The organism is Paenibacillus sp. FSL P4-0176 (genome assembly GCF_037975265.1).
Taxonomy (GTDB): Bacteria; Bacillota; Bacilli; order Paenibacillales; family Paenibacillaceae; genus Paenibacillus; species Paenibacillus amylolyticus.
In genome coordinates this window covers 5,911,704-5,933,575 of record NZ_CP150242.1, presented here as the reverse complement: position 1 = coordinate 5,933,575, position 21,872 = coordinate 5,911,704, and the positions used below count along the sequence as shown (strand labels likewise).

Annotated in this window: 12 protein-coding genes; 10 read left to right on the top strand and 2 right to left on the bottom strand. The window is 48.1% G+C overall.

The window, feature by feature from the left end; all coding sequences use genetic code 11:
* The first annotated feature begins 43 nt into the window (after positions 1–43).
* The 8 genes from MKY95_RS27380 (at position 44) to dnaI (ending at position 16,264) form a co-directional block, all read left to right on the top strand.
* Positions 44–973 (top strand): ABC transporter permease subunit, encoded by a 930-nt coding sequence (locus MKY95_RS27380; protein ID WP_036605780.1) that lies wholly within the window; start codon positions 44–46, stop codon positions 971–973.
* A 23-nt stretch (positions 974–996) separates the two neighbouring features.
* Entirely contained in the window at positions 997–1,917 is a 921-nt protein-coding gene (locus MKY95_RS27375; protein ID WP_036605781.1) for a carbohydrate ABC transporter permease, read from the top strand.
* 36 nt (positions 1,918–1,953) lie between these two features.
* Positions 1,954–4,308, top strand: coding sequence for a glycoside hydrolase family 3 N-terminal domain-containing protein (locus MKY95_RS27370; RefSeq protein ID WP_339200058.1), 2,355 nt, complete (start codon positions 1,954–1,956; stop codon positions 4,306–4,308).
* Between the two features lie 4 nt (positions 4,309–4,312).
* Positions 4,313–7,519, top strand: a complete 3,207-nt coding sequence (locus tag MKY95_RS27365; RefSeq protein ID WP_339195369.1) for an alpha-mannosidase — start codon at positions 4,313–4,315, stop codon at positions 7,517–7,519.
* A 255-nt stretch (positions 7,520–7,774) separates the two neighbouring features.
* The gene (locus tag MKY95_RS27360) at positions 7,775–9,094 is read left to right on the top strand and encodes a glycoside hydrolase family 125 protein (RefSeq protein WP_076319796.1); all 1,320 of its coding nucleotides are present in this window, start codon (positions 7,775–7,777) and stop codon (positions 9,092–9,094) included.
* Entirely contained in the window at positions 9,091–12,270 is a 3,180-nt protein-coding gene (locus MKY95_RS27355; protein WP_076319795.1) for a beta-galactosidase, read from the top strand. The genes MKY95_RS27360 and MKY95_RS27355 overlap by 4 nt, the downstream gene beginning before the upstream one ends.
* The gene (locus tag MKY95_RS27350) at positions 12,267–15,050 is read left to right on the top strand and encodes an alpha-mannosidase (protein WP_076319794.1); all 2,784 of its coding nucleotides are present in this window, start codon (positions 12,267–12,269) and stop codon (positions 15,048–15,050) included. Before MKY95_RS27355 ends, MKY95_RS27350 begins: the two co-directional genes overlap by 4 nt.
* Before the next feature lie 263 nt (positions 15,051–15,313).
* A complete protein-coding gene (gene dnaI, locus MKY95_RS27345; protein WP_076319793.1) occupies positions 15,314–16,264 on the top strand; it encodes a primosomal protein DnaI in 951 nt (316 codons plus the stop codon).
* A gap of 179 nt (positions 16,265–16,443) precedes the next feature.
* Here dnaI and MKY95_RS27340 read toward each other — a convergent pair whose 3' ends face one another.
* Positions 16,444–16,599, bottom strand: a complete 156-nt coding sequence (locus MKY95_RS27340) for a YqzM family protein (protein ID WP_143781130.1) — start codon at positions 16,597–16,599, stop codon at positions 16,444–16,446.
* Between the two features lie 265 nt (positions 16,600–16,864).
* Between MKY95_RS27340 and trxA the strand changes: the two genes are divergently transcribed.
* Entirely contained in the window at positions 16,865–17,182 is a 318-nt protein-coding gene (gene trxA / locus MKY95_RS27335; RefSeq protein WP_017692451.1) for a thioredoxin, read from the top strand.
* Between the two features lie 446 nt (positions 17,183–17,628).
* A complete protein-coding gene (gene uvrC / locus MKY95_RS27330) occupies positions 17,629–19,716 on the top strand; it encodes an excinuclease ABC subunit UvrC (RefSeq protein ID WP_076319792.1) in 2,088 nt (695 codons plus the stop codon).
* Here uvrC and MKY95_RS27325 read toward each other — a convergent pair.
* Entirely contained in the window at positions 19,685–21,382 is a 1,698-nt protein-coding gene (locus tag MKY95_RS27325; RefSeq protein WP_076319791.1) for a type II CAAX endopeptidase family protein, read from the bottom strand. The two genes, uvrC and MKY95_RS27325, sit on opposite strands and share 32 nt — an antisense overlap.
* Positions 21,383–21,872: the final 490 nt, after the last annotated feature.

Sequence of the window (21,872 nt, the reverse complement as noted above, 5' to 3'; positions counted from 1 at the left end):
CGTCCGGTCCTTTTTCATTCAAGCCTGAAGGAGGATCTCCACAATGACTACATTTTTGAAAAACCTGATTAGAAACCGAGTCATGTTGCTCATGGTGCTACCAGGCGCCATCTGGTTCTTCTTCTTCTCCTACTTGCCACTCGTGGGTACAGTGGCTGCTTTCAAAGAATATCGATTCAGCCGTGAAGGGTTCTGGGCAAGTCTGATGAAGAGTGAATGGGTTGGCTGGGACAATTTCAAATTCCTGTTCAGCACAAGTGACGCATGGCTCATTACACGCAACACCCTCTTTTATAACATCGCCATTATCTTCCTGGGACTGGTGTTTGCTGTGGCATTGGCAATCCTGCTCTCGGAACTAGTCAATAAACGACTCGCCAAACTGTATCAAACCGGCATGTTTCTGCCGTATTTTCTCTCCTGGGTTATTGTTGGTTACTTCGCATTCAGCTTCTTGAGCATGGACCGCGGGATGTTGAATCAGATTATCGGCTGGTTTGGGATGGAACCAATTCAGTGGTACTCCGAGGCGAAATATTGGCCGTATATTCTGGTATTCGTAGCGTTATGGAAAACCATCGGTTATAGCAGCGTTGTCTATCTGGCTTCCATACTGGGGATTGATAAATCACTGTATGAAGCAGCCATGATTGATGGAGCAAGCAAATGGCAGCAGATTCGCAATATTACGATTCCGTTGCTGTCGCCCATCATCACGATTATGACCTTGCTGGCCGTAGGCCGCATTTTCTATGCCGACTTTGGACTCTTTTATCAGGTGCCAAGGGATTCGGGTACGCTTTATTCCGTGACCAATGTTATTGATACGTATGTATATCGAGGTTTGAAAACTAGTGGTGAGATCGGCATGAGTACAGCAGCGGGATTGTATCAATCCGTGGTGGGCTTTGTGCTTGTTATTATCTCCAACTATGTTGTTCGCAAAGTAGATAAAGACAGCAGCCTATTCTAGGACAGGGAAAGGAGTGAACCACTATGGCTCAAGCAGGGCTTGTTAAAAAACGCGACTTCCACCACGTATCCAACGGCTGGAACGTGATCATGAACATCATCGCAGGTCTATTCGCTCTGATCTGTGTATTTCCTTTTATATTTGTAGTCATCATCTCGTTCACAGACGAGAAAGCACTGGCCCGTGATGGGTATCGTCTGATTCCGGCAGAATGGAGTCTCGCGGCATATCAGTTTGTCTGGCAGAGTGGGGACACGCTGCTGCGGGCGTATGGAGTTACCATCCTGGTGACGGTACTTGGTACCATCATCAGTCTGATTCTCATGTCGCTGTATGCGTATGCGGTTTCCCGCAAGAGCTTCAGATATCGGAGATTTTTCTCCATCTTTGCAATTCTTACCATGCTGTTCAACGGCGGGATGATTCCAACCTATATGGTCGTATCCCAGCTGCTCGGGTTGAAAGATACGTTATGGGCACTTATTCTGCCGCTGGCGATGAATGCCTTCTATATTATGATCCTGCGTACATTCTACTCCACCAGTGTACCGGATGCAGTCATTGAATCGGCGAAGATTGATGGCGCCGGTGAGTTCTATACCTTTATGAAAATCGTGGTTCCACTCTCCTTGCCGGGACTGGCAACCATCGGGTTGTTCAGTACACTCGGTTACTGGAATGATTGGTTCAATGCGCTGTTATACATCGATAATCCGAATCTGGTACCACTGCAATCTATGTTAATGCGGATTGAGTCGAGTATCCAATTTATCCAGCAGAACTCTGCTAACAGTTCGATGAGTCTGGCAGCCATGCAGTCCATTCCGCAGGATACGTCCCGAATGGCGATGGTTGTGCTTGCTACGTTGCCGATTATATTCGCTTATCCGTTCTTCCAGCGTTATTTTGTACAGGGTCTGACGGTGGGCGCGGTCAAAGAATAACCGGATCACGTTATAGGATTGGAGAGATGCAGATTGATGACTTATAAGGACCAAAGCAAATCCGTAGAGGAACGGGTACAACACCTGCTGAGCCTGATGACTACGGAAGAAAAGGTAGGTCAACTTACGCAGCCATTTGGCTGGCAGACATATACGAATGATCAAGGGAACATCACGTTAAACGAATCCTTTAAACAGCAAGTGGAAAATGGGGGCGTCGGCTCCCTCTATGGTGCACTTCGCGCAGATCCGTGGACGGGCGTTACGCTGGAAAATGGACTATCCGCCAGAGAAGGCGCTGAGGCGGTCAATCTGATTCAACGTTATGCAATAGAACATTCCAGACTGGGGATTCCCATTCTGATCGGGGAAGAGTGCTCGCATGGTCATATGGCTATTGACGGAACGGTCTATCCTGTCCCTCTTTTACTGGGGAGCACCTGGAATGTGGATCTGTATCGGGAGATGTGCCGGGCAGTAGCACGGGAGACACGTGCTCAAGGTGGTGCGGTCACCTATTCTCCGGTACTGGATGTTGTGCGTGATCCGCGCTGGGGACGTACGGAGGAATGTTTCGGTGAAGATCCGTTTCTCATTGGAGAGCTGGCAGTTGCTTCCGTAGAAGGGCTTCAGGGTGAAAGTCTTGACCGTGGAGATACAGTAGCGGCAACTCTGAAACATTTTGTTGGTTATGGCAGCTCAGAAGGCGGACGTAATGCAGGGCCTGTACATATGGGCTGGCGCGAGCTGCTGGAAGTGGATCTCTATCCATTCCGCAAAGCGGTGGAAGCGGGCGCTGCGTCGATCATGCCAGCATATAACGAAATTGATGGCACGCCTTGCACCGTGAATACGGAATTGCTGGAAGATGTTTTGCGTAAGGATTGGGGCTTTGACGGTCTGGTCATTACGGATTGTGGTGCGATTAACATGCTGGCAAGTGGGCATGATGTGGCGGCAGATGGAATGGAAGCTTCCGTACAGGCGATTGAGGCAGGCATCGATATGGAAATGTCCGGTGAGATGTTTGGGCAATATCTGGTGCAGGCGGTGGCAGAAGGCAAGCTTGATATGCAGGTTCTGGATCAGGCTACCTCTCGCGTGCTGGCGTTGAAGTTCAGACTGGGCTTATTCGAACAGCCTTATGTGGATGCCGATCGGGCAGCAGAAGTAATTGGAAGTGAAGCGCATATTCAACTGGCACGCCAGTTGGCTGCGGAAGGGGTTGTACTTCTCAAAAATGAGGCTGACACGTTACCCCTCTCGTTAGCAGATGTGGGCCGGATTGCCGTGATTGGTCCAAATGCGGATCAGGCCTACAATCAACTGGGCGATTACACATCTCCGCAACCGAAGTCGAAAGTGGCGACGGTACTGGATGGGATTCGCAGTAAGCTGGCTAATCATGTGGATGGGCAAACGGAGAAGAGTCCTGTTGGCCCTTTGACTGGTGACAGCAGTACAGATCAGCTTCTTTATGCACCAGGCTGCCGGATCAAAGGTGATTCAAAAGAAGGATTCGAGCGTGCCCTTGAAGTTGCCAGCCAGGCAGATACAGTCATTATGGTGGTTGGTGGCTCCAGTGCGCGTGACTTTGGAGAAGGAACAATTGATCTGAAGACGGGCGCTTCCAATGTCTCGGATAACTCCTGGAATGATATGGAGTGTGGCGAAGGGATCGACCGGATGACATTGGGTCTTGCCGGAGTACAGTTGGAACTGATTCAGGAGATTCACAAGCTCGGCAAGAAACTTGTCGTTGTTTACATTAATGGTCGTCCCATCACTGAACCTTGGGTGGATGAACATGCCGATGCGATTCTGGAGGCGTGGTATCCGGGTCAAGAGGGCGGTCGTGCCATTGCAGATATTTTATTCGGTGATGTGAATCCGTCAGGCAAATTGACGATCTCCATTCCGAAGCATGTCGGCCAATTACCGATCTATTATAACGGCAAACGTTCCCGAGGCAAACGTTACCTCGAAGAGGATCTGGAGCCACGTTATGCATTTGGATACGGACTTAGCTATACCACATATGAGTACAGTGAACCGCAGCTGAGTGCTGCATCTATGACAACTGATGATTCAGTTACGGTATCGGTGAACGTGACCAACACCGGCCGTTATGCAGGTGCAGAAGTTGTACAGATGTACATCTCTGACGTGGTCAGCTCACTAACTCGTCCGGCCAAGGAACTGAAGGGGTTTGCAAAAGTGAACCTGGAGCCGGGAGAGACACAGACCGTGGAATTCCACATAGGGGCCGAGCAGCTGCAGTATATTGGTCGTGATTTGAAGCCTGTCGTTGAACCAGGACAATTCCATATTCATATCGGCAGCAGCGTAAACGATACGCAAATAGCCGAACTGACCGTAAGGGAGGCGTAAGACGTTGGAACGTATCAGACGATTTATTCGCGAGTTGTCCGAACATCAGTGGCTGGAGCAATTACAGCTGCGCAGCTGGGACATTACCCGCGCTTATTATCATGTGCCAGGACAGTACGAGGATCAGGGTGAGTACCCCGAAGGGCAAGATTTTGATCGTTTTCCGAGCAAACAGGGAACGACTTATTTCTTTAGAACACGTTTGGAGATTCCTGCTACATGGCAGCAAACACCTTATGGGCTTGTATTTGAGACAGGCGGAGAAGGCTTGCTTCGGGTAAATGGGAACTCTTATCAGGGCCTTGACCGCAATCATACCTACGTCACGCTTGATCCATCCAAAGTCGGAAACGCTCCAGAACTGGAGATCGAGATGTTTGATCCGGTACCTGAACCTGTAGACCCGTTGAATCAACAGGCGGTTATTCAGCCACCGATCACATCAATTACGAGCCTGCTGGTGAGACCCAATGAAGCGGTTCGTAGTCTGATGTATACCGTCATTATTGTGCGTGATTCGGCTGTGTTGCTACCGGAAAGTGACTTTCGGCGGGTTCGCCTGTTAGAACTGGTATATCGTGCGATGGATCAATTTGTAGGCATGTCAGCAGAAGAGATTGAGCAGGGTGAGGGTATTCGTCAGATTGAGAATAATTTGAAGCATCATGTGCGTGAGATTGGCGGAAACGCGGAAGGTCTGGAGCATATGGTGGGACAGTCCCATATTGATATTGCCTGGCTGTGGCCTGTACGTGAGACGGTACGCAAAACGAGCCGTACTTTCTCCACCGTGGATGCACTCATGAATGAATATCCGGACTATGTTTATTCCCAGAGCCAACCCTTATTATATGCGTTTCTGAAGGAGCATGATCCCGAGCTGTATGCACGGGTGAAGCAGCGGATTGTAGAAGGTCGCTGGGAACTGGTTGGAGGTATGTGGGTTGAGCCGGATCTGAACATCCCAAGCGGGGAGTCCCTGATTCGCCAGATGTTATATGGTCAGCGTTTCTATATGGAGGAGTTTGGTAAAACATCACAGATTGAATGGTTGCCGGATACGTTTGGGTATTGTGCCTCCCTGCCGCAGATTTTGAAGCATGGCAATGTGGAATATTTCATGACAACAAAGCTCGGATGGAACGACACAAATGTGTTTCCATACGATCTCTTCCATTGGGTGGGTATTGACGGTACACCGATCCTGTCCTACCTCAATCATGGGGTTAACGAACACACACTGCCGAAGGACATTCATGATCACTGGCAGTCCTACCGTGAGAAAGCAGCACATCCGGAGCACATGCTTCTATACGGACACGGAGATGGCGGCGGTGGCGTAACACGCGAGATGCTGGAGTATGTGGATCGCGCAGACCTGATGGTTGGACAGCCTGCGAGCCGATATAGTACAGCTGGAGCTTTCTTTGCCGGAATTGAAAAGGAGCAACCTGTACTTCCGAAGTGGCATGGCGATCTGTATCTGGAGTTACATCGGGGAACCTACACGACCCATGCGCGCAATAAGCGCAACAACCGGAAAGCGGAGGTTCTGTATCGAGAAGCTGAGCTGTGGAATACACTCGCTCTGCCAGATATGGAGGCAGATGCAGAAGCTGAAGTGCGTTCAGCACTGCATGAAGGCTGGAAATTAATGTTGCTGAATCAATTCCACGATATTATACCGGGCTCGGCAATTACGGAGTCCTACGTCACTTCGAATGAGGAATATGTACAGGTATTTGAATTGGGCAGAACCGGACTGGATCAAGGCATTGCTGCATTGACAACGGGTATCAACACAGATGGACCGGAAGGTTCAGTAGCCTATGTTGTATTCAACAGCCTGGGCTGGAAACGGAGTGCAGTCGTTCAACTTCCTGTGCAGGATGGTTTGGATCGCTACGGCATCGATGAAGAAGGTCAGCGCTTGCGGATGGATCGGGAGGATGGCAGCATGTCTATTCTCGTGACAGACATTCCGGCGTTTGGATATAAAACGATTTGGCTTGTACCGGAAAATACAAGGGAAACGAATGTACGGGAAATGACCACCCTTGCCGCACAACCAACCTTTAATGATACATGGGATACCGCCTTTTACCATGTGCAGTTCAATGAACGTGGGGAGATCACCCGCCTGTGGGATAAAAATGCAGAGCGTGAGATGCTGAAGCCGGGAAAACGTGGTAATCAACTTCACTTCTTCCACGATCGTCCAACGCTCTGGGATGCATGGGATATCGACAGTCGTTATGAGGAACAGATTGCTGGCGAAGTGGAACTGTTGGAGAAAAAGCTGGTGCTGGCGGGTACAACGAAGGATATCCTGCGTTTCCATTGGAAGCTACATCAATCGGAAATCACACAAGATATCGTCTTTTATCATGATTCACGACGTATCGACTTCCAGACACAGGTGAACTGGAACGAAAATCACAAACTTCTGAAAGTTGGTTTCCCGATTGATGTGGTGACTTCCAAGGCCACATTTGAAATTCCATTTGGCGCACTGGAACGCCCAACACATCGCAACACAAGCTGGGAGCAAGCCCAGTATGAAGTCTGTGGACATCGCTTCGCGGATGTATCCGAATATGGATACGGCGTGAGCCTGCTCAATGACTGCAAGTACGGGTACGACGTGCAGGGAAGCACCATTCGTTTGTCCCTACTGCGTGCACCCAAATGGCCTGATCGCACAGCCGATCTGGGAGAACATGAATTCACCTATTCCCTCTACCCTCACGACGGAGACTGGCGAACTGCACACACCGTACGTCAGGCTGCCGAGCTGAATCATGAGGTGACAGTACAGCAAGTGAAACAAGTTCAACAAAAGGGCCAGATACAACAAGAGCAGCAGATAGAGCAGGTGCAGCCAAGCACAGGGACTGGAGTCGATCCAATTGCAGATGCAACTGCAATTGCGGCACCTGTACGTCCAGCAACAGGCTCCTGGATTAACTTTAATAGTAACCATGTCATTCTAGATACGGTCAAAATGGCAGAGGATGGACCAGGCACCGTGCTGCGTTTCTATGAATCGTCAGGCAAACGCGAAAACATCACATTGCAATGGCCACATGCCTTTGAGCAAGCGTATCACTCCAACGCACTTGAAGAACCAGTCAAACCACTGGCCCATACCAATGGCCAGTTTACATTATCTTTTAAACCTTACCAAATACAAACCGTGCTACTGCGGTAAACCTTTTTGAAATATTTTTGAGCTATACATGTTCAACTAAAAATTCACACGTTAACGGAGAGGACAGAAAGAATTCGAAGAAGCGAAGCGTTCGCCTTTATCCCCAGATTTTACCCTTTAGAAAAGGGAATCAAAAAAATCTGGGGATAACAGCGATCGGAGGATATTTCTGACCGCGCAGTGGTCCCGTGTAAATTTTTTGTTTCATCCTGTATAGCTACACCATTCAATTTGTTTAAGGAGTTGCACTCATCCATGGAACAGTTCAGATTACCCAAAATACCAATGCCGCCTGTTGGCTTGCCACAATCTATTCAGGCTGTGCTCAAAGAAGCAGAACAGAAACTGGCTCACCGACCAAAACTGCTTCAATTATTCAAAAACTGCTTCCCCAACACTATCGAAACAACAACGAAGTTGATGAAGGACGGTACCACTTTTGTGATCACAGGAGATATTCCGGCTTCCTGGCTGCGTGATTCTGTGGAGCAAATGGTACATTACATTCCGTTTGCAAAAGAAGACGAGGACCTGCAACGCATTATTGGCGGGCTGATCAAACGTCATATCCAATATGTTCACATCGATCCGTATGCCAATGCCTTCAATGAGACGGCCAACGACTGGCACTGGAACACCACGGACGAGACCGAGATGTCACCTTGGGTGTGGGAACGCAAATTTGAGATTGATTCATTATGTTTCGTTGTGCGCCTGGCCTATTTATATTGGAAGGAAACCGAGCTAACTGACATTTTCGATTCAAGCTTCAAAGCAGCGATGCGTAAAATCGTTGACCTGTTCAAAGTTGAACAGCATCACATGGAACAATCTCCATATCGCTTCACTCGCAATAACGGTATCCCAACAGATTCCCTGCGCAATCACGGAAAAGGTATGCCAGTCAACTACACGGGTATGATCTGGTCCGGTTTCCGTTCCAGTGATGATGCGTGTGATTTCCACTACAATATCCCTGGCAACATGTTCGCGGTTGTAGCTCTGCGCCAAATGCAGGAGTTTGCCGAGTGGGTGTTCCGGGATATGGAACTTTTGCAGGAATTGAAGGATCTGGAGCAGGACGTAGATCACGGTATTCAGCTGTACGGGATTTATCGTCATCCCGAATTTGGACCGATCTATGCGTACGAGACGGACGGTTATGGCAACCACTGTCTCATGGATGATGCGGGTACACCGGGACTCATGTCCATTCCATATCTGGGTTACGTCACAGCGGATGATCCGATCTACCAGAATACGCGCCGCTTCGCTCTGAGCAAAGAGAACCCGTTCTATTATGAGGGCAAGGTTGCCAAAGGGATCGGAAGTCCGCACACACCACCAGATTACATCTGGCATATGGGATTGTCCATGCAAGGACTGACTGCGCAGTCTTCCGAGGAGAAACTGGAGATTATTCGCATGCTCGAAGCAACGGATGCGGATACAGGTTATATGCATGAAGGCTTCCACGCCGATGATCCAACGATTTTTACACGCAAATGGTTTGCATGGTCCAACAGCCTGTTCTCCCAGTTGGTGTATAAATCCATGAAGGATGGCCTGTTATGAGTATCCAACCTAATGATAAAAAGCTGATTATCTTCGCTGATCCTACGTTTCCGATGGAAGGCGTTATGCCAACTCCACAGGCACTGAATGCATGGAAAGCAGTAGAAGAGATCACCGTTGTAAACGCCGAAGAACTTGCAGAGGCTTTGAAGACCACAGCAGGTGAAGGATGTCTGGTCAATCTGCATGCACCCTATTTTCCCAAGTCCGCCTGGACGGAGATTGCAGCTTACTTGCATCAGGGCGGAAGCCTGATCAGTGTGGGGGGTGCACCCTTCAAACGTCCGGTTCGATATGAAAATGGGGCATGGGTTGTAGAGTCCGAGCAGACCGCGTATCATCAGGAACTCTATATTCATGAGGCACTGAACGTATCTTCTGCCAATGTGCAATCGTACACTTCATCCGAACAGCTCCCGCTTCTCACTGGGAAAGAGGGGCTGTTCGAGAAGGCAAATACATGGAATCTGGTTCCACATACAACCAAAACAAGTGATCTGCCTCACCAGATGGGGTCATCAGGACCGATGAGCACGCAGATTTACCCGTTACTTCGTGGAATGAATAAGGATGGACGCAGCATCGCCGCTCCGGTCGTTCTGTGGGAAAACTCCCGCGGGAGTTTCGTTGGTTCACGCTGGATGTTTGTGCATTTACCACTGACCACCTCATTCTGGACGCAGGATGGCGCTGACGAGATTGTGAAATGGGCGCAATTCTGTGCGCAAGGTGTAACCGAGCTATCCCTGAAAACGAATTATGCTTCGTATGAGCCAGATGAGAGGGCTATACTCATGCTGCAAGGCCAGATTTTACAGCGAGCAGGCAACAGACTTACCGAGTCCGAGCTGTGGGCATTCGACATAACAGTCGAGCATGAAGATCGCACAAATGGCACGACGGAGAAGGTATGGAGCCATCGACTGGAGATGGAACTTTCCGGTGAGCAGCGTTTCGAACGTATACTTCTCCCGGTATCCATTGAAAGTGGGCTGTATCGGATCATATGCCACGCGCAGGCTCCTGACGGTGAAGTTCGGACCTTGCGTCAAGGCTTCTGGGGAAAGGATGCTGCACTGCTGGCAGAAGGGGAAGTGATTACCCGCAGCAGGGACTATTTTGTAAAAGACGGACGTCCTCTCCCAGTTGTGGGCATGACCTACATGACCTCCGATGTGGCACGGAAATTTCTGTTTCTGCCGAATGCGGATGTTTGGGATCGAGACATGGCCCAGATGGCAAAAGCCGGCATCAACTGGATTCGGACAGGAATCTGGACCGCCTATCGCAACATGATGCAGGTGGACGGACATATGGCAGAGGATGTGCTTCGTGCCATTGATGCATTTATTTTAACGGCGAAACGCCACGGCTTGCAGGTCACGTTCACTTTCTTCTCCTTTACACCAGAGACATGGGAAGGCACGAATCCGTATTTGGACCCGCAGAGTGTCGAAGCACAGAAACGTTTCATCCGCAGCATCGTCAGTCGTCACACGCATACAACACATGTGGACTGGGATCTGATTAATGAGCCATCGATGTTCGATCCAGTACGTATCTTCTCAGCTGGCCCACGCTCGGCGAGGGATTCGTATGAACAGCAGGCTTTTATCGCTTGGCTTGAACAACGGCATCAGACGATTGAGGCGTTGCAGGAGGCATGGAACATGTCACCGAAGCAGCTTCCGAACTTTGCTGCCGCGGTGATCCCGGAGGCGGAAGAGATTAACTTTGATGTACAGGACATGCACAAGGCCAAAAAGGGAACACGCTGGCTCGATTACTGTCTCTTCTCTATGGAGATGCACAATGTTTGGGCAAGAGAGCTTGTAGGTACGATCAAGGATCTGGTACCGAATCATCTGGTCACTGTGGGACAGGATGAAGCCCTTGGTGCACAGCGTCCTTCGCCTTTCTTCTATGAACGTGAAGTGGATTATACAACCGTGCACTCCTGGTGGTTAAACGATGATCTGATCTGGGATGGCATTTTCGCTAAAACGCCACATAAGCCAAATCTCATTCAGGAGACGGGCATCATGTATGTGGAAACCCCGGATGGGCGAGCCAAACGTACGGAAGAAGAGCTTCGTGGCATTCTCGAACGCAAGTACGCCTATGCTTTCTCGACAGGCGGCGCTGGCGCCGTGCAATGGATCTGGAACACCAACTTTTATATGGATAATGCCAATGAGTCCCATATTGGGGCCCTTCGTGCAGATGGTACGGAGAAACCCGAGGCGGATGTATCTTATGATTTTGGCCGATTCATGCATGGCATTCGTGATCTCTTTGAAGACCGTGAGCTGGAGGATATTGCAGTGGTGTTCCCGTATTCCAATGACTTCTCCAACCGTGCCCTGGCCTATGATGCCACAACAAAGCTTACTCGCGTGATGTCCTATGATCTGAAATTGCCATTCCGTGCGTTATCCGAATATCATCTGGAAGCGTTGGAGCAGCAGCCACCGAAACTGATTATCGTACCGAGTCCGCACAATATGGAGAGCGATGCACTTCAACAATTGCTCACGTTTGCGGAGAAGGAAGGCACGAGCCTGCTCATTACAGGGCCGCTAGGACTGGACGCATACTGGAAGGCAACTGACCGGGCCGATCATATCGTAGGTAAACGCAGTCTGGGTAACGTACAGCGGGAAGAACTGCTGAATATTAACGGCGTGAATCACCGGGTGACCTACGGACGGCGTCGTATCGCCGAGGTGGCCAAGGAGACGTTGCTTCATGGGGATAAAGGTACAGCAGATGAAGTAACCGTTTTGCCTTTGGGTAAAGGGAAATTAATCTGGACTCCACTGCCGCTCGAGTTAAATGGACGGGACGAGCCACTTGCTGAATTGTATCGTTATGCAACCGAGATTTCGGGCATCGAACAGGAGTTGGAATGGATATCTGGCGGAGATATCGCAGGGATCTATGGACGGAAGCTGAGTTTTCCAAAAGGAAATATGTATGTATTTGTATCGGAATTTGCCTTGAACCATGAAGTTCACGTGAGAGATCAACGTACAGGTGTATCGTACTCGTTCCAATTGGAGAAAAATCGTTCGGTGCTGTTTGCGACAGATGCTTCCGGAAAGCTGACTGCGGTGTATCGCCCTGATGATGTTGAGATTGTACAACAAGATGAAAGAGGTGGGATAACACGATGACCAAAAAAAAGAGAGCACATATTATTTCGCATACCCACTGGGATCGGGAATGGTATTTGCCGTATGAGAAGCATCATATGCGTCTTATTCAGCTCGTCGATTCACTGTTGGATCAGCTTGATGAGGGATCGGACTATAAAAGCTTTTATTTGGATGGACAAACGATTATTATCGATGACTATCTTCAGGTTCGACCGGAGCAGAAGGAAAGACTGGAGAAACATATCCGCAATGGGCGGATTGTGATTGGACCATGGTACATTTTGCAGGATGCGTTTCTGACGAGCGGAGAAGCCAATGTGCGCAACATGCAGGTTGGACATAAGGACGCCAAACGTTACGGCACCCCTTCGAAAATTGGTTACTTTCCCGATACATTTGGATTGGTCGGACAGACTCCGCAGCTGATGCAACAATCAGGCATTGATAATGTGTTTTTTGGACGTGGTGTGAAGCCGACGGGATTTAACAATACGGTATCGGATGCCGGATATGAATCAAGCTTCTCGGAGCTGATGTGGGAAGGACCAGACGGATCAAAAGTGCTCGGCGTATTGTTTGCCAACTGGTACTCCAACGGAAATGAAGTTCCTGTAGACGAGGAATCGGCCCGCAAGTTCTGGGAAACCAAGCTTGCAGATGCCGAGAAATATGCATCGACCAATGAGTTGTTGTACATGAACGGATGTGATCACCAGCCGATTCAGCGAGATCTGCCAGAAGCGATTCGCATGGCTGAACAATTACATCCCGATATCGAGTTCATTCACTCCAACTTTCCGGATTATCTGGAAGCTTTGAGAGCATCGTCTGAACATGAACTGTCCACGGTCAAAGGCGAACTGCGCAGTCAGCGTACCGATGGCTGGGGAACTCTGGTGAACACCGCCTCGGCTCGTGTGTATCTGAAACAGATGAACCAGCTGGGCCAGACTATGCTGGAAAAAGTGGCTGAACCCCTGGCATCCTACGCCTATCTGCTTGGACATGCCTATCCACATGATCAACTGACGTATGCCTGGAAAACGCTGATGCAAAATCATCCGCATGACAGCATCTGTGGATGCAGTGTGGATGAGGTGCATCGCGAGATGGTGACACGGTTTGATAAGAGCCGTCATGTAGCAGAGGCTTTAATTGAAGAGAGCACCAGCCAGATTACTACAGCTGTCGATACCTCCATATTTGAGCGTTACGGCGAGCAGGCTCGACCTGTTGTGGTATTTAATACAACGGGTTGGGAACGCAGCGGTGTAGTTCAGATGGAACTGGACGCGGCTCGGTTGTATTTCCGGGATGGACATACGTTGGAAGAGATGGCGACGCAGATGAAAGCCGTTGACCTGTCAGACCGCGTACTTGTAGATGAAAATGGTAACCACATTCCATGTACGGTGGAGGATCTGGGTCTACAATTCGGCTATGATCTGCCGGATGATCGCTTCCGCCAACCGTATAGTTGTCGGCGAGTACGTATTCGTTTTGAAACAGAAAATGTAGCTGCATTTGGACTAAAAACCTATGCATTGGTCAACGTTGCGGATGATGCTAAGAGTGGTACTCCGTCGAAAACGACTACGCTGTTGCGTGGTGAACGTGGCATGGAAAATCAACATTTGATCGTCACGATTGCAGACAACGGTTCATTCACACTCACAGACAAACGAACAAGCCGGACTTACAAGGACCTTGGCGTGTACGAAAATGTGGGTGATATCGGCAATGAATACATGTTCAAGCAGCCAGAGAACGAAGTGGCGTGGACAACACAAGCGCTTCAGGCCGAGATTCGGGTATTAGAAGATACATCATACTCAGCCTCGATCGAGGTGATTCATCATTGGGAAATACCGGAGTCAGCAGATGAGATGCTGGATCAGGAACAGCGAGAACTGATTTATTATCCACATCGCAAAGCCCAGCGTTCAACGAAAATGATTCCGCTCCAGATTCGCACGGTTGTATCCCTCAGTCGTAATGGAAAAGGAGTGCAAATGGAAACAACCTTTAACAATCAGGCGAAGGATCATCGGGTGCGTACTCTTTTCCCAACGGATCTTGTATCTGCTGTTCACCATGTGGATTCTATGTTCGAAATTGCAACACGTGATAACAAGCCTGCACCGGAGTGGCAAAATCCAAGCAATACACAGCATCAACAGAATTTTGTGGATGTGAGTGAAAAGGACGCCGGATTGGTCGTTGCCAATCTGGGCCTGAATGAATATGAAGTCCTTCAGGATGGTCGCAACACCATCGCCGTTACGCTGCTTCGTGCTGTGGGCGAACTTGGAGACTGGGGTTTGTTCCCGACACCTGAAGCACAATGCCTTGGTGAACATACATTTAAAGTCGAGATCATTCCCCACGATGGCAATGGTGCAGCATCAGGTGCATATATCGAGGCGTATCAGTTCCAGGTTCCTTGGACGCTGGCACAAACCGAAGTACACACGGGTTATCTGACACCTAACAACACACCGTTTGCATGGCAAGGAGACGGCTTGGCTTTTTCTTCACTCAAGGTGAATGAAGATTCCGGCGATGTCATGTTACGCTGGTTCAATATGACCACCGACTCTGCCACGTTGAAGCTTGCAACATCACAAGCGAATCCGCAGCCATTCGAAACGGCATACAAAAGCAACATCCTGGAGGAAGAGGGCGAAATACTTCATCTCAACAGCATAGAAGAGGCATCAACATTATCATTTGCCACCAAGGAATGGAACATACAGACAGATTCATGCGAGATCGTTACTGTCGGCTTGCGCCGCTGATCAAAGTTGTTTAAAGAGTCGAAAAACAGACTTTTGAACACACACTAAAAGGTACAGGACTGCAAGTGTACTATAAACTAGGCATTACGTACGGTGGCAGAAGGGTTACGCTATTTACCAGATCTATGAGTTGAGTTATTGGTTGTTTTTCTATAGAATGAACAGTAGAATTGCAAATGATCGAAAGTTCCTATGCCATCAAGATGGTCAGGGGTACACTTCATTGTTCATTCTATATTGAAACATTAAGGGGGCTTGAAGCCATGGAATCCTTGGGAGGACTGCTTCAGCAGCTGAACCCTGCCTTTCGTGAGCAATCGCGGCGGATTGCGGCGGAATTGATGGAAAATCCGTACGTACGCGAATTCCGCGCAGGTCATCCTGAACTGCAAGATGCACAGCTCATGACTGATCTGAGCAAGCTGTTTCAGTACGCCAAAGACTCTAAGAACTGTGCGAATTGTCCGGGACTCGACAACTGTCCTAACGATTTTCAGGGCCACTTTTGCAAACTGGAAGTAGAACATTTTAACGGTAAACCCGAAATCATAGATATAAAAGCGCCTTGTTCCAAACATATCGCCCGGCAAAATGAACATATTATTAAGCAACGCATTCGCAGTTTCTATGTGGACGAGCGTGCGCTCAGTGCCGGATACAATGACGTTGAGATTATGGGCAAGGATCGGATGCGTGCTCCGGCAGTAAATCAGGTGCTTCGTTATATTAGGGAGACCAAGGAGAATGGATTATCTCCGCAAGGACTGTTTCTGGAAGGAACATTCGGGACGGGTAAGACGTTTCTGATGTGTTACCTGCTGCATGAACTGGCGGTTGCAGGCCACACGGGTGTCATTATTTATATGCCTGACTTTGTGGAGGATCTGAAATCCATGATCAGTGAAGGGCAGAAGCTGAAGGAAATGACGGATATTTTGAAAAGTTGTGATCTGCTCATCTTTGATGATATCGGGGCAGAGAATCTGAACCCTTGGGTTCGGGATCATGTGATGGGGTCCATTCTGAACTATCGAATGAATCGCAAACCTACGTTCTATACGTCCAATTACAATCTGGATGGGCTTGAAAAACACCTTAGCTTTACCAACCGGGACGGCGAGGAAATGAATAAAGGCCAGCGTCTCATGGACCGGATTCGTCCATTCGTGGATGTCATCTCCGTTCGGGGTGAGAATCAGCGCGGCAAACGTTGAACCGATCTAATTGAACAAAATGGTTCTGGACAAGGTTAATCTTCAAATTATCGGTGGAGCTTACGATTTAGAAGCTGAGCTGATTGCAATCAAAAGCTAAAGTAGTCCCAAAAAAAGCCTGGCTTTCGCATTGTTGCGAAAACCGGGCTTTTCTGGTCCTGCGTGAGCCTGGAAGCATCCTATTCGGTGAGGAATTTGAAGATAACCATACCGAAAAAGATCACTGTCATCAGGCCGGCCATGCCGGCAACACCCGCGATCAGATCAAATAGATCGTTGCGGGGTTCCTCGTTCACATGTTCACGCGGGTCGTTGATCCGCACATTTGCATCCATGTTATTGCCTCCTTATGGGGAAACAGCTTGCCCGTATGGGAGGGGCTGAAACCCGGAGTAATTTTAGTATACTTGGAAAAGAAAGCGTTTGTAAAGATTTTGCAGTTAGTATGCTACATCCTGTAATTGTGAAGATTTGATGTTGGGAAGATGAACATTGCAGCGTTCAATTCACAAGTTTGACGTACCTGTGTTATACTGGAAGTGTCGTTCACGACGTTACAGGTTAAAATAAACCGTAAGTATATATAAGGAGGACAATTTCATGGCTATTGTTAACGTATCCGATCAATCCTTCAACGCTGAAGTAGAAGGCGAAGGAACGGTTCTTGTTGATTTCTGGGCGCCTTGGTGTGGTCCTTGTAAAATGCTCGCTCCAATCCTGGAAGAGCTGTCCACAGAAGTTGGCGATGCAGTGAAAATTGCTAAAGTTAACGTGGATGAAAATCCGGAATCTGCTTCCCGCTTTGGCGTAATGAGCATTCCAACTTTGATCTTCTTCAAAGACGGTCAACCGGTAGATAAAGTGGTTGGTCTGAACTCGAAAGATGCGCTCAAAGGAATTATCGCAAAACACCAATAATTTACAGGCTTACACATACGCCTCCGGTTTACATGCCGGGGGCGTTTTGCGTCGAATACCTTTATATAGGACAATATAAAGTATACTATTTATATAAAATGAAACTGGAAATTTACATGTTTAACGAAGAAGACAGAAATGAACTGTAGAAGCATAGCCGTTGCAATTTTTATCCGAGTTTCACTTTTTAATATGTATTGCATTAATTACTCACACAATAGCGGAGAGAACAGAAAAAACCTGAAAAAGCGAAGCGTTCGCCTTTATCACCGGATTTTCCCCTTGTAAAAGGGAATCAAAAAATCTGGGGATAACAGCGATTGGAAGGTTGTTCTGTTATCGTAGTGTTCGTGTGAATTACAGCGATCGAAAGATCATTCTGTCGTCGGAGTATCTCATGTAACGTGAGGATTTCAGCTTTTTCGGGAAGGAGGATTCACCGAATTATGGATCAATTCATCAATGATTTGCAGGATCAGGAGAAGGCATTGGAGCAGATTCGCCACAAGCTCGCTTTGCTGCCAGACATGTCTGGATGTTACCTGATGAAGAACAGTGAAGGCACCATTATCTATGTTGGTAAGGCTAAAGTTCTGAAGAACCGCGTACGCTCTTATTTTATCGGCAGTCATAACGGAAAGACCCAGCGTCTGGTGTCCGAAATTCGTGATTTCGAATATATCGTGACGGGCAGTAACATGGAAGCACTCATTCTGGAGTGTAACCTGATCAAGAAACATATGCCGCGGTACAACGTGTTGCTCAAGGATGACAAGACATTTCCATATCTTAAAATTACAAATGAAAAGCACCCCCGGCTGGAAGTAACCCGGCGTGTGCTGAAAGATAAAGCCAAATACTTCGGACCTTATCCGAACTCGTATGCGGCACACCAAACGAAAAAATTGCTCGATCGCATGTATCCACTGCGCAAATGTGGTGTAATGCCCAAAGAAGTGTGCCTGTATTATCATATGGGACAGTGTCTTGCCCCTTGTGTGAAGGAAGTGGAGAAGGAGCAGTACGACCAGATTTCACAAGAAATTGGTTCATTTCTGAGCGGTGGTCACGAAGAGATTAAGAAGGATTTGCAGCGTAAGATGCAAGAGGCTGCGGAGGACCTTTATTTTGAACGTGCCAAGGAATTGCGCGATCAGGTAATCGCCATCGATGCGATGATGGAAAAACAGAAAATTACGATGGCCGATGCCAGAGACCGCGATGTATTTGGTTTTGCCATTGATAAAGGCTGGATGTGTGTCCAGATTCTATATATGCGTCAGGGTAAAATGATTGAACGTCACGTATCAACCTTCCCGTTTTACGGTGAGGCGTACAGTGATTTCATGTCCTATGTAACACAGTATTACAGCGATAATCCGGCATTGCCACAAGAAATTTTGTTGCCGGAAATGCCCAAGGATCTTGCAACAGATAACGAAAGTTTGGATACAGTATCTGATGCTGAGGGATCGGTGCCTGCCGCAGTTACGGTAGAATTCGAGCAGATGGGACAAGTGGAGCGGAGTAACGCTTCCCAGCCACTGGTTGCTGAGACTCGTGCAGCTTACGGAGGTTCCACAGATGCAGAAGGTGAACAACCTGATAGTATGCAAGAGGATGAATCAATAATGGATACAACTACTTCAACTGAAAAGCTTCCATCAGGACTGGAAGACCCAACTCAGGTTGCTGCTGCTTTACAGGAGTGGTTGGAGATCAAAGTGCTCATTCCGCAACGTGGATTGAAACGCCAGATGATCACGATGGCTGTGGATAACGCACGTGTGGCATTGGAAGAGAAGTTCCGTTTGATTGAGCGAAATGAAGAACGTACATCCAAAGCTGCCGAAGGACTGGGACGTTTTATTGGGTTGGATCAGCTTCACCGTATTGAAGCGTTTGATAACTCGAATATTCAGGGTACAAACCCGGTATCTGCCATGATTGTATTTACCGATGGTAAACCGGATAAGAAGGAATATCGGAAGTACAAGGTCCGTTCGGTTGAAGGGCCGGATGATTATGAAACGATGAGAGAGGTCATCCGTCGCCGTTACGAACGGGTATTAAAAGAAAACCTGACCCAGCCTGACCTGATTGTGGTCGATGGTGGTAAAGGACAGATCTCGGCTGCGGTCGATATTTTGGAAAATGAGCTGGGGCTGTTTATTCCGGTATGTGGTCTGGTGAAGGATGCGAAGCATAAGACTTCGCAGTTGATGATCGGTAATCCACCGGAAGTCATCTCCCTGCCTCGGGATAGTCAGGAATTCTACCTGTTGCAGCGGATACAGGAAGAGGTCCACCGTTTTGCGATCTCGTTCCACCGGGAACAGCGTGGCAAATCGATGGTGACATCACGTTTGGATGCCATTCCGGGTATTGGAGAAAAGCGGCGTAAGTTGTTGTTGAAGCATTTTGGCTCTTTGCGCAAAATAAAAGAGGCCAGCGTTGAAGACTTCCGGCCTCTATCTATTGGTGACAAACTGGCAAATCAGATTATTGCAGCACTTCGTGATGAGGAGTCGTAACATACGGCTTCTCTTTTTGTTTTGGATTGAATTTGTAGACCACATATCCAACGATGGCCGGCAGTACAATCCAGAAGAGTCCGGCAGCCATATTCAGGGCATCGCCCATAAAGACCAAGCTGAGTCCCATCAGCAAGCTGTCGAAGATCACATGGGCAAATACAACGGCAATGAAGCCGTGACGCAGCATAATCAGACTGAACAGCAATCCAATCACCAACAGCTCAATGGGACGGGTGATTACTGGATAGATCGGATACAATGTGTGTCCAAGTGCCCAAATGATGGTTGGGATCAAACAGGCAATAAACGTGTTACGCACAATCTTTTGCATCATGCGAATGCCGAACAGTCGATAAACAGTTTCTTCACCAATACCGGCCATCCAGGCCATGATCGGGAAGAGCCAGGCATAGGTCATATTAAATGTAGATTGATCTGCTGACGTTGTTGACCATGTGCCAATGCTTCGCTCCAGAATGAAGAACAGGATGGATTGCACACCCAGTAGAATGAATGCCCACAGATAACCAGCATACATACTGTGAAGTACATATTTTCCATATCCGGGTTCTTTCGCACGAGGCCATGGGTTCAGACCTATTTTACGCCACATGCCGTCACCGGCAACAAGGGACAGATAGATGGTTGCACTCATGACGAGCGTAATTCCCGCCTGCATTAACATCAGGAACGCTAACATGAAGCTGGAGAGCCCTTGTGCCTGAAAGAGTGGAATCATGTTCAGCGTACCAATTACCGAAGCTGCGAAATACACCAGCGAGAGAATGATCCCGCGTTTGAAAGACGTATGTGCTCGGGTCAGAATGCTATAGATGATTGCCAGCACGCCCAGAACAAAGGTCAGGAATGCATAGCCGCCATAGGTCATCCAATTAGCTTGGCGCGTTTGATCTTTCACATAATCGGTATGGGATTCAGGGACAGAGAATCCAGGATCGAAGGATCGTACCGCACCCTCTTCAAACGTAAAATTCAATTCAAGCTTAGAGTCTCCAATGGCTTTTTCAGAATCCACATACTTCAGTCCCGCTTCACCATCGCGAGTCTCCAGTTGAAGTGCCGGCACTTCATAACCGAATTCGGTCAGAACGCCAGCCGCGAGCTGTTGTTTCTCGTCCAGAGATATATTGCCTTCAGCAAGTACTTGCGATGTGGTCACTCGTCCACTAACCTGCTCCGCCTCAATGGCGGTATAGAGTGAAGAAGGCAGTTCCCGTTTGAAGCCGACGACTTTTCCTGTTTTCATATGTACGTCAACATTAAGATATCCGCCTTTGTGTTGATCAGGCAAACGAACGCGGAATACATCGTAAGGATAGCTTGTTTCCCATTTCTGGTTATAGGTATCAAGTTGTTTGGTTTTGGCCATATACCCGTAGATATCCGAATGTGTCTGGTAGGTGACCAGGGTTTTTGCATCATCATTTGGCAGTGTATAGTCATTCACAGAAGCTGCGAATAATCGTGCGGATTGCTTCGCCTGCTCCTTGGTTATGAAGGACGTGGATGAAATTTCTGTCGTTTGCGATGAGGTAGCAGGAAAGATCTGAAATACAAAAAATAGAATCAGGCCAATCGCCGCAAGCAACCCCAGCCGCTTGAAGTTAGCCTTGAGTTGCAAAGGCTGCCCTAAGGGATTCATGTAATGGTGTTCCTCCTTTATTGATAGAGGTAGTTCAAAAAGTCCGCTTTTGATTACGAAGGTTGCCTAACGGCATCATCAGCATCGAATATGGAATTCAGCCGAAATGTCCGTTGCTCACGTAGCTCGATCTACGCTCCGCTACTCCATATCTATCTTCATCCCATCTTCTTGGTACTGAAAACCGCCCTTTTTGAACACGCACTAATATGGATATTAAAGTTAACATAGCACAGGCCAAGCACCGAATGCCAATGATGTAACGAAAACAGGTGTAAATCCTTGAAAATGAATGAAAAGGACCGAAAGAATCTGATCCATCCGTCGCCATATCTGAGTTCTTCCCTTTTTGGCTGAATTCGATCCGATTTACACAAAAAACGTTTTGTCTACAAACGTCGCAGCGCTTATAATTTTGAAACAAATGTGCAATGATTCGCATGTCTTTCGCCCAACAAGGGAACGAATAGGATATATTCCAACTTCATTA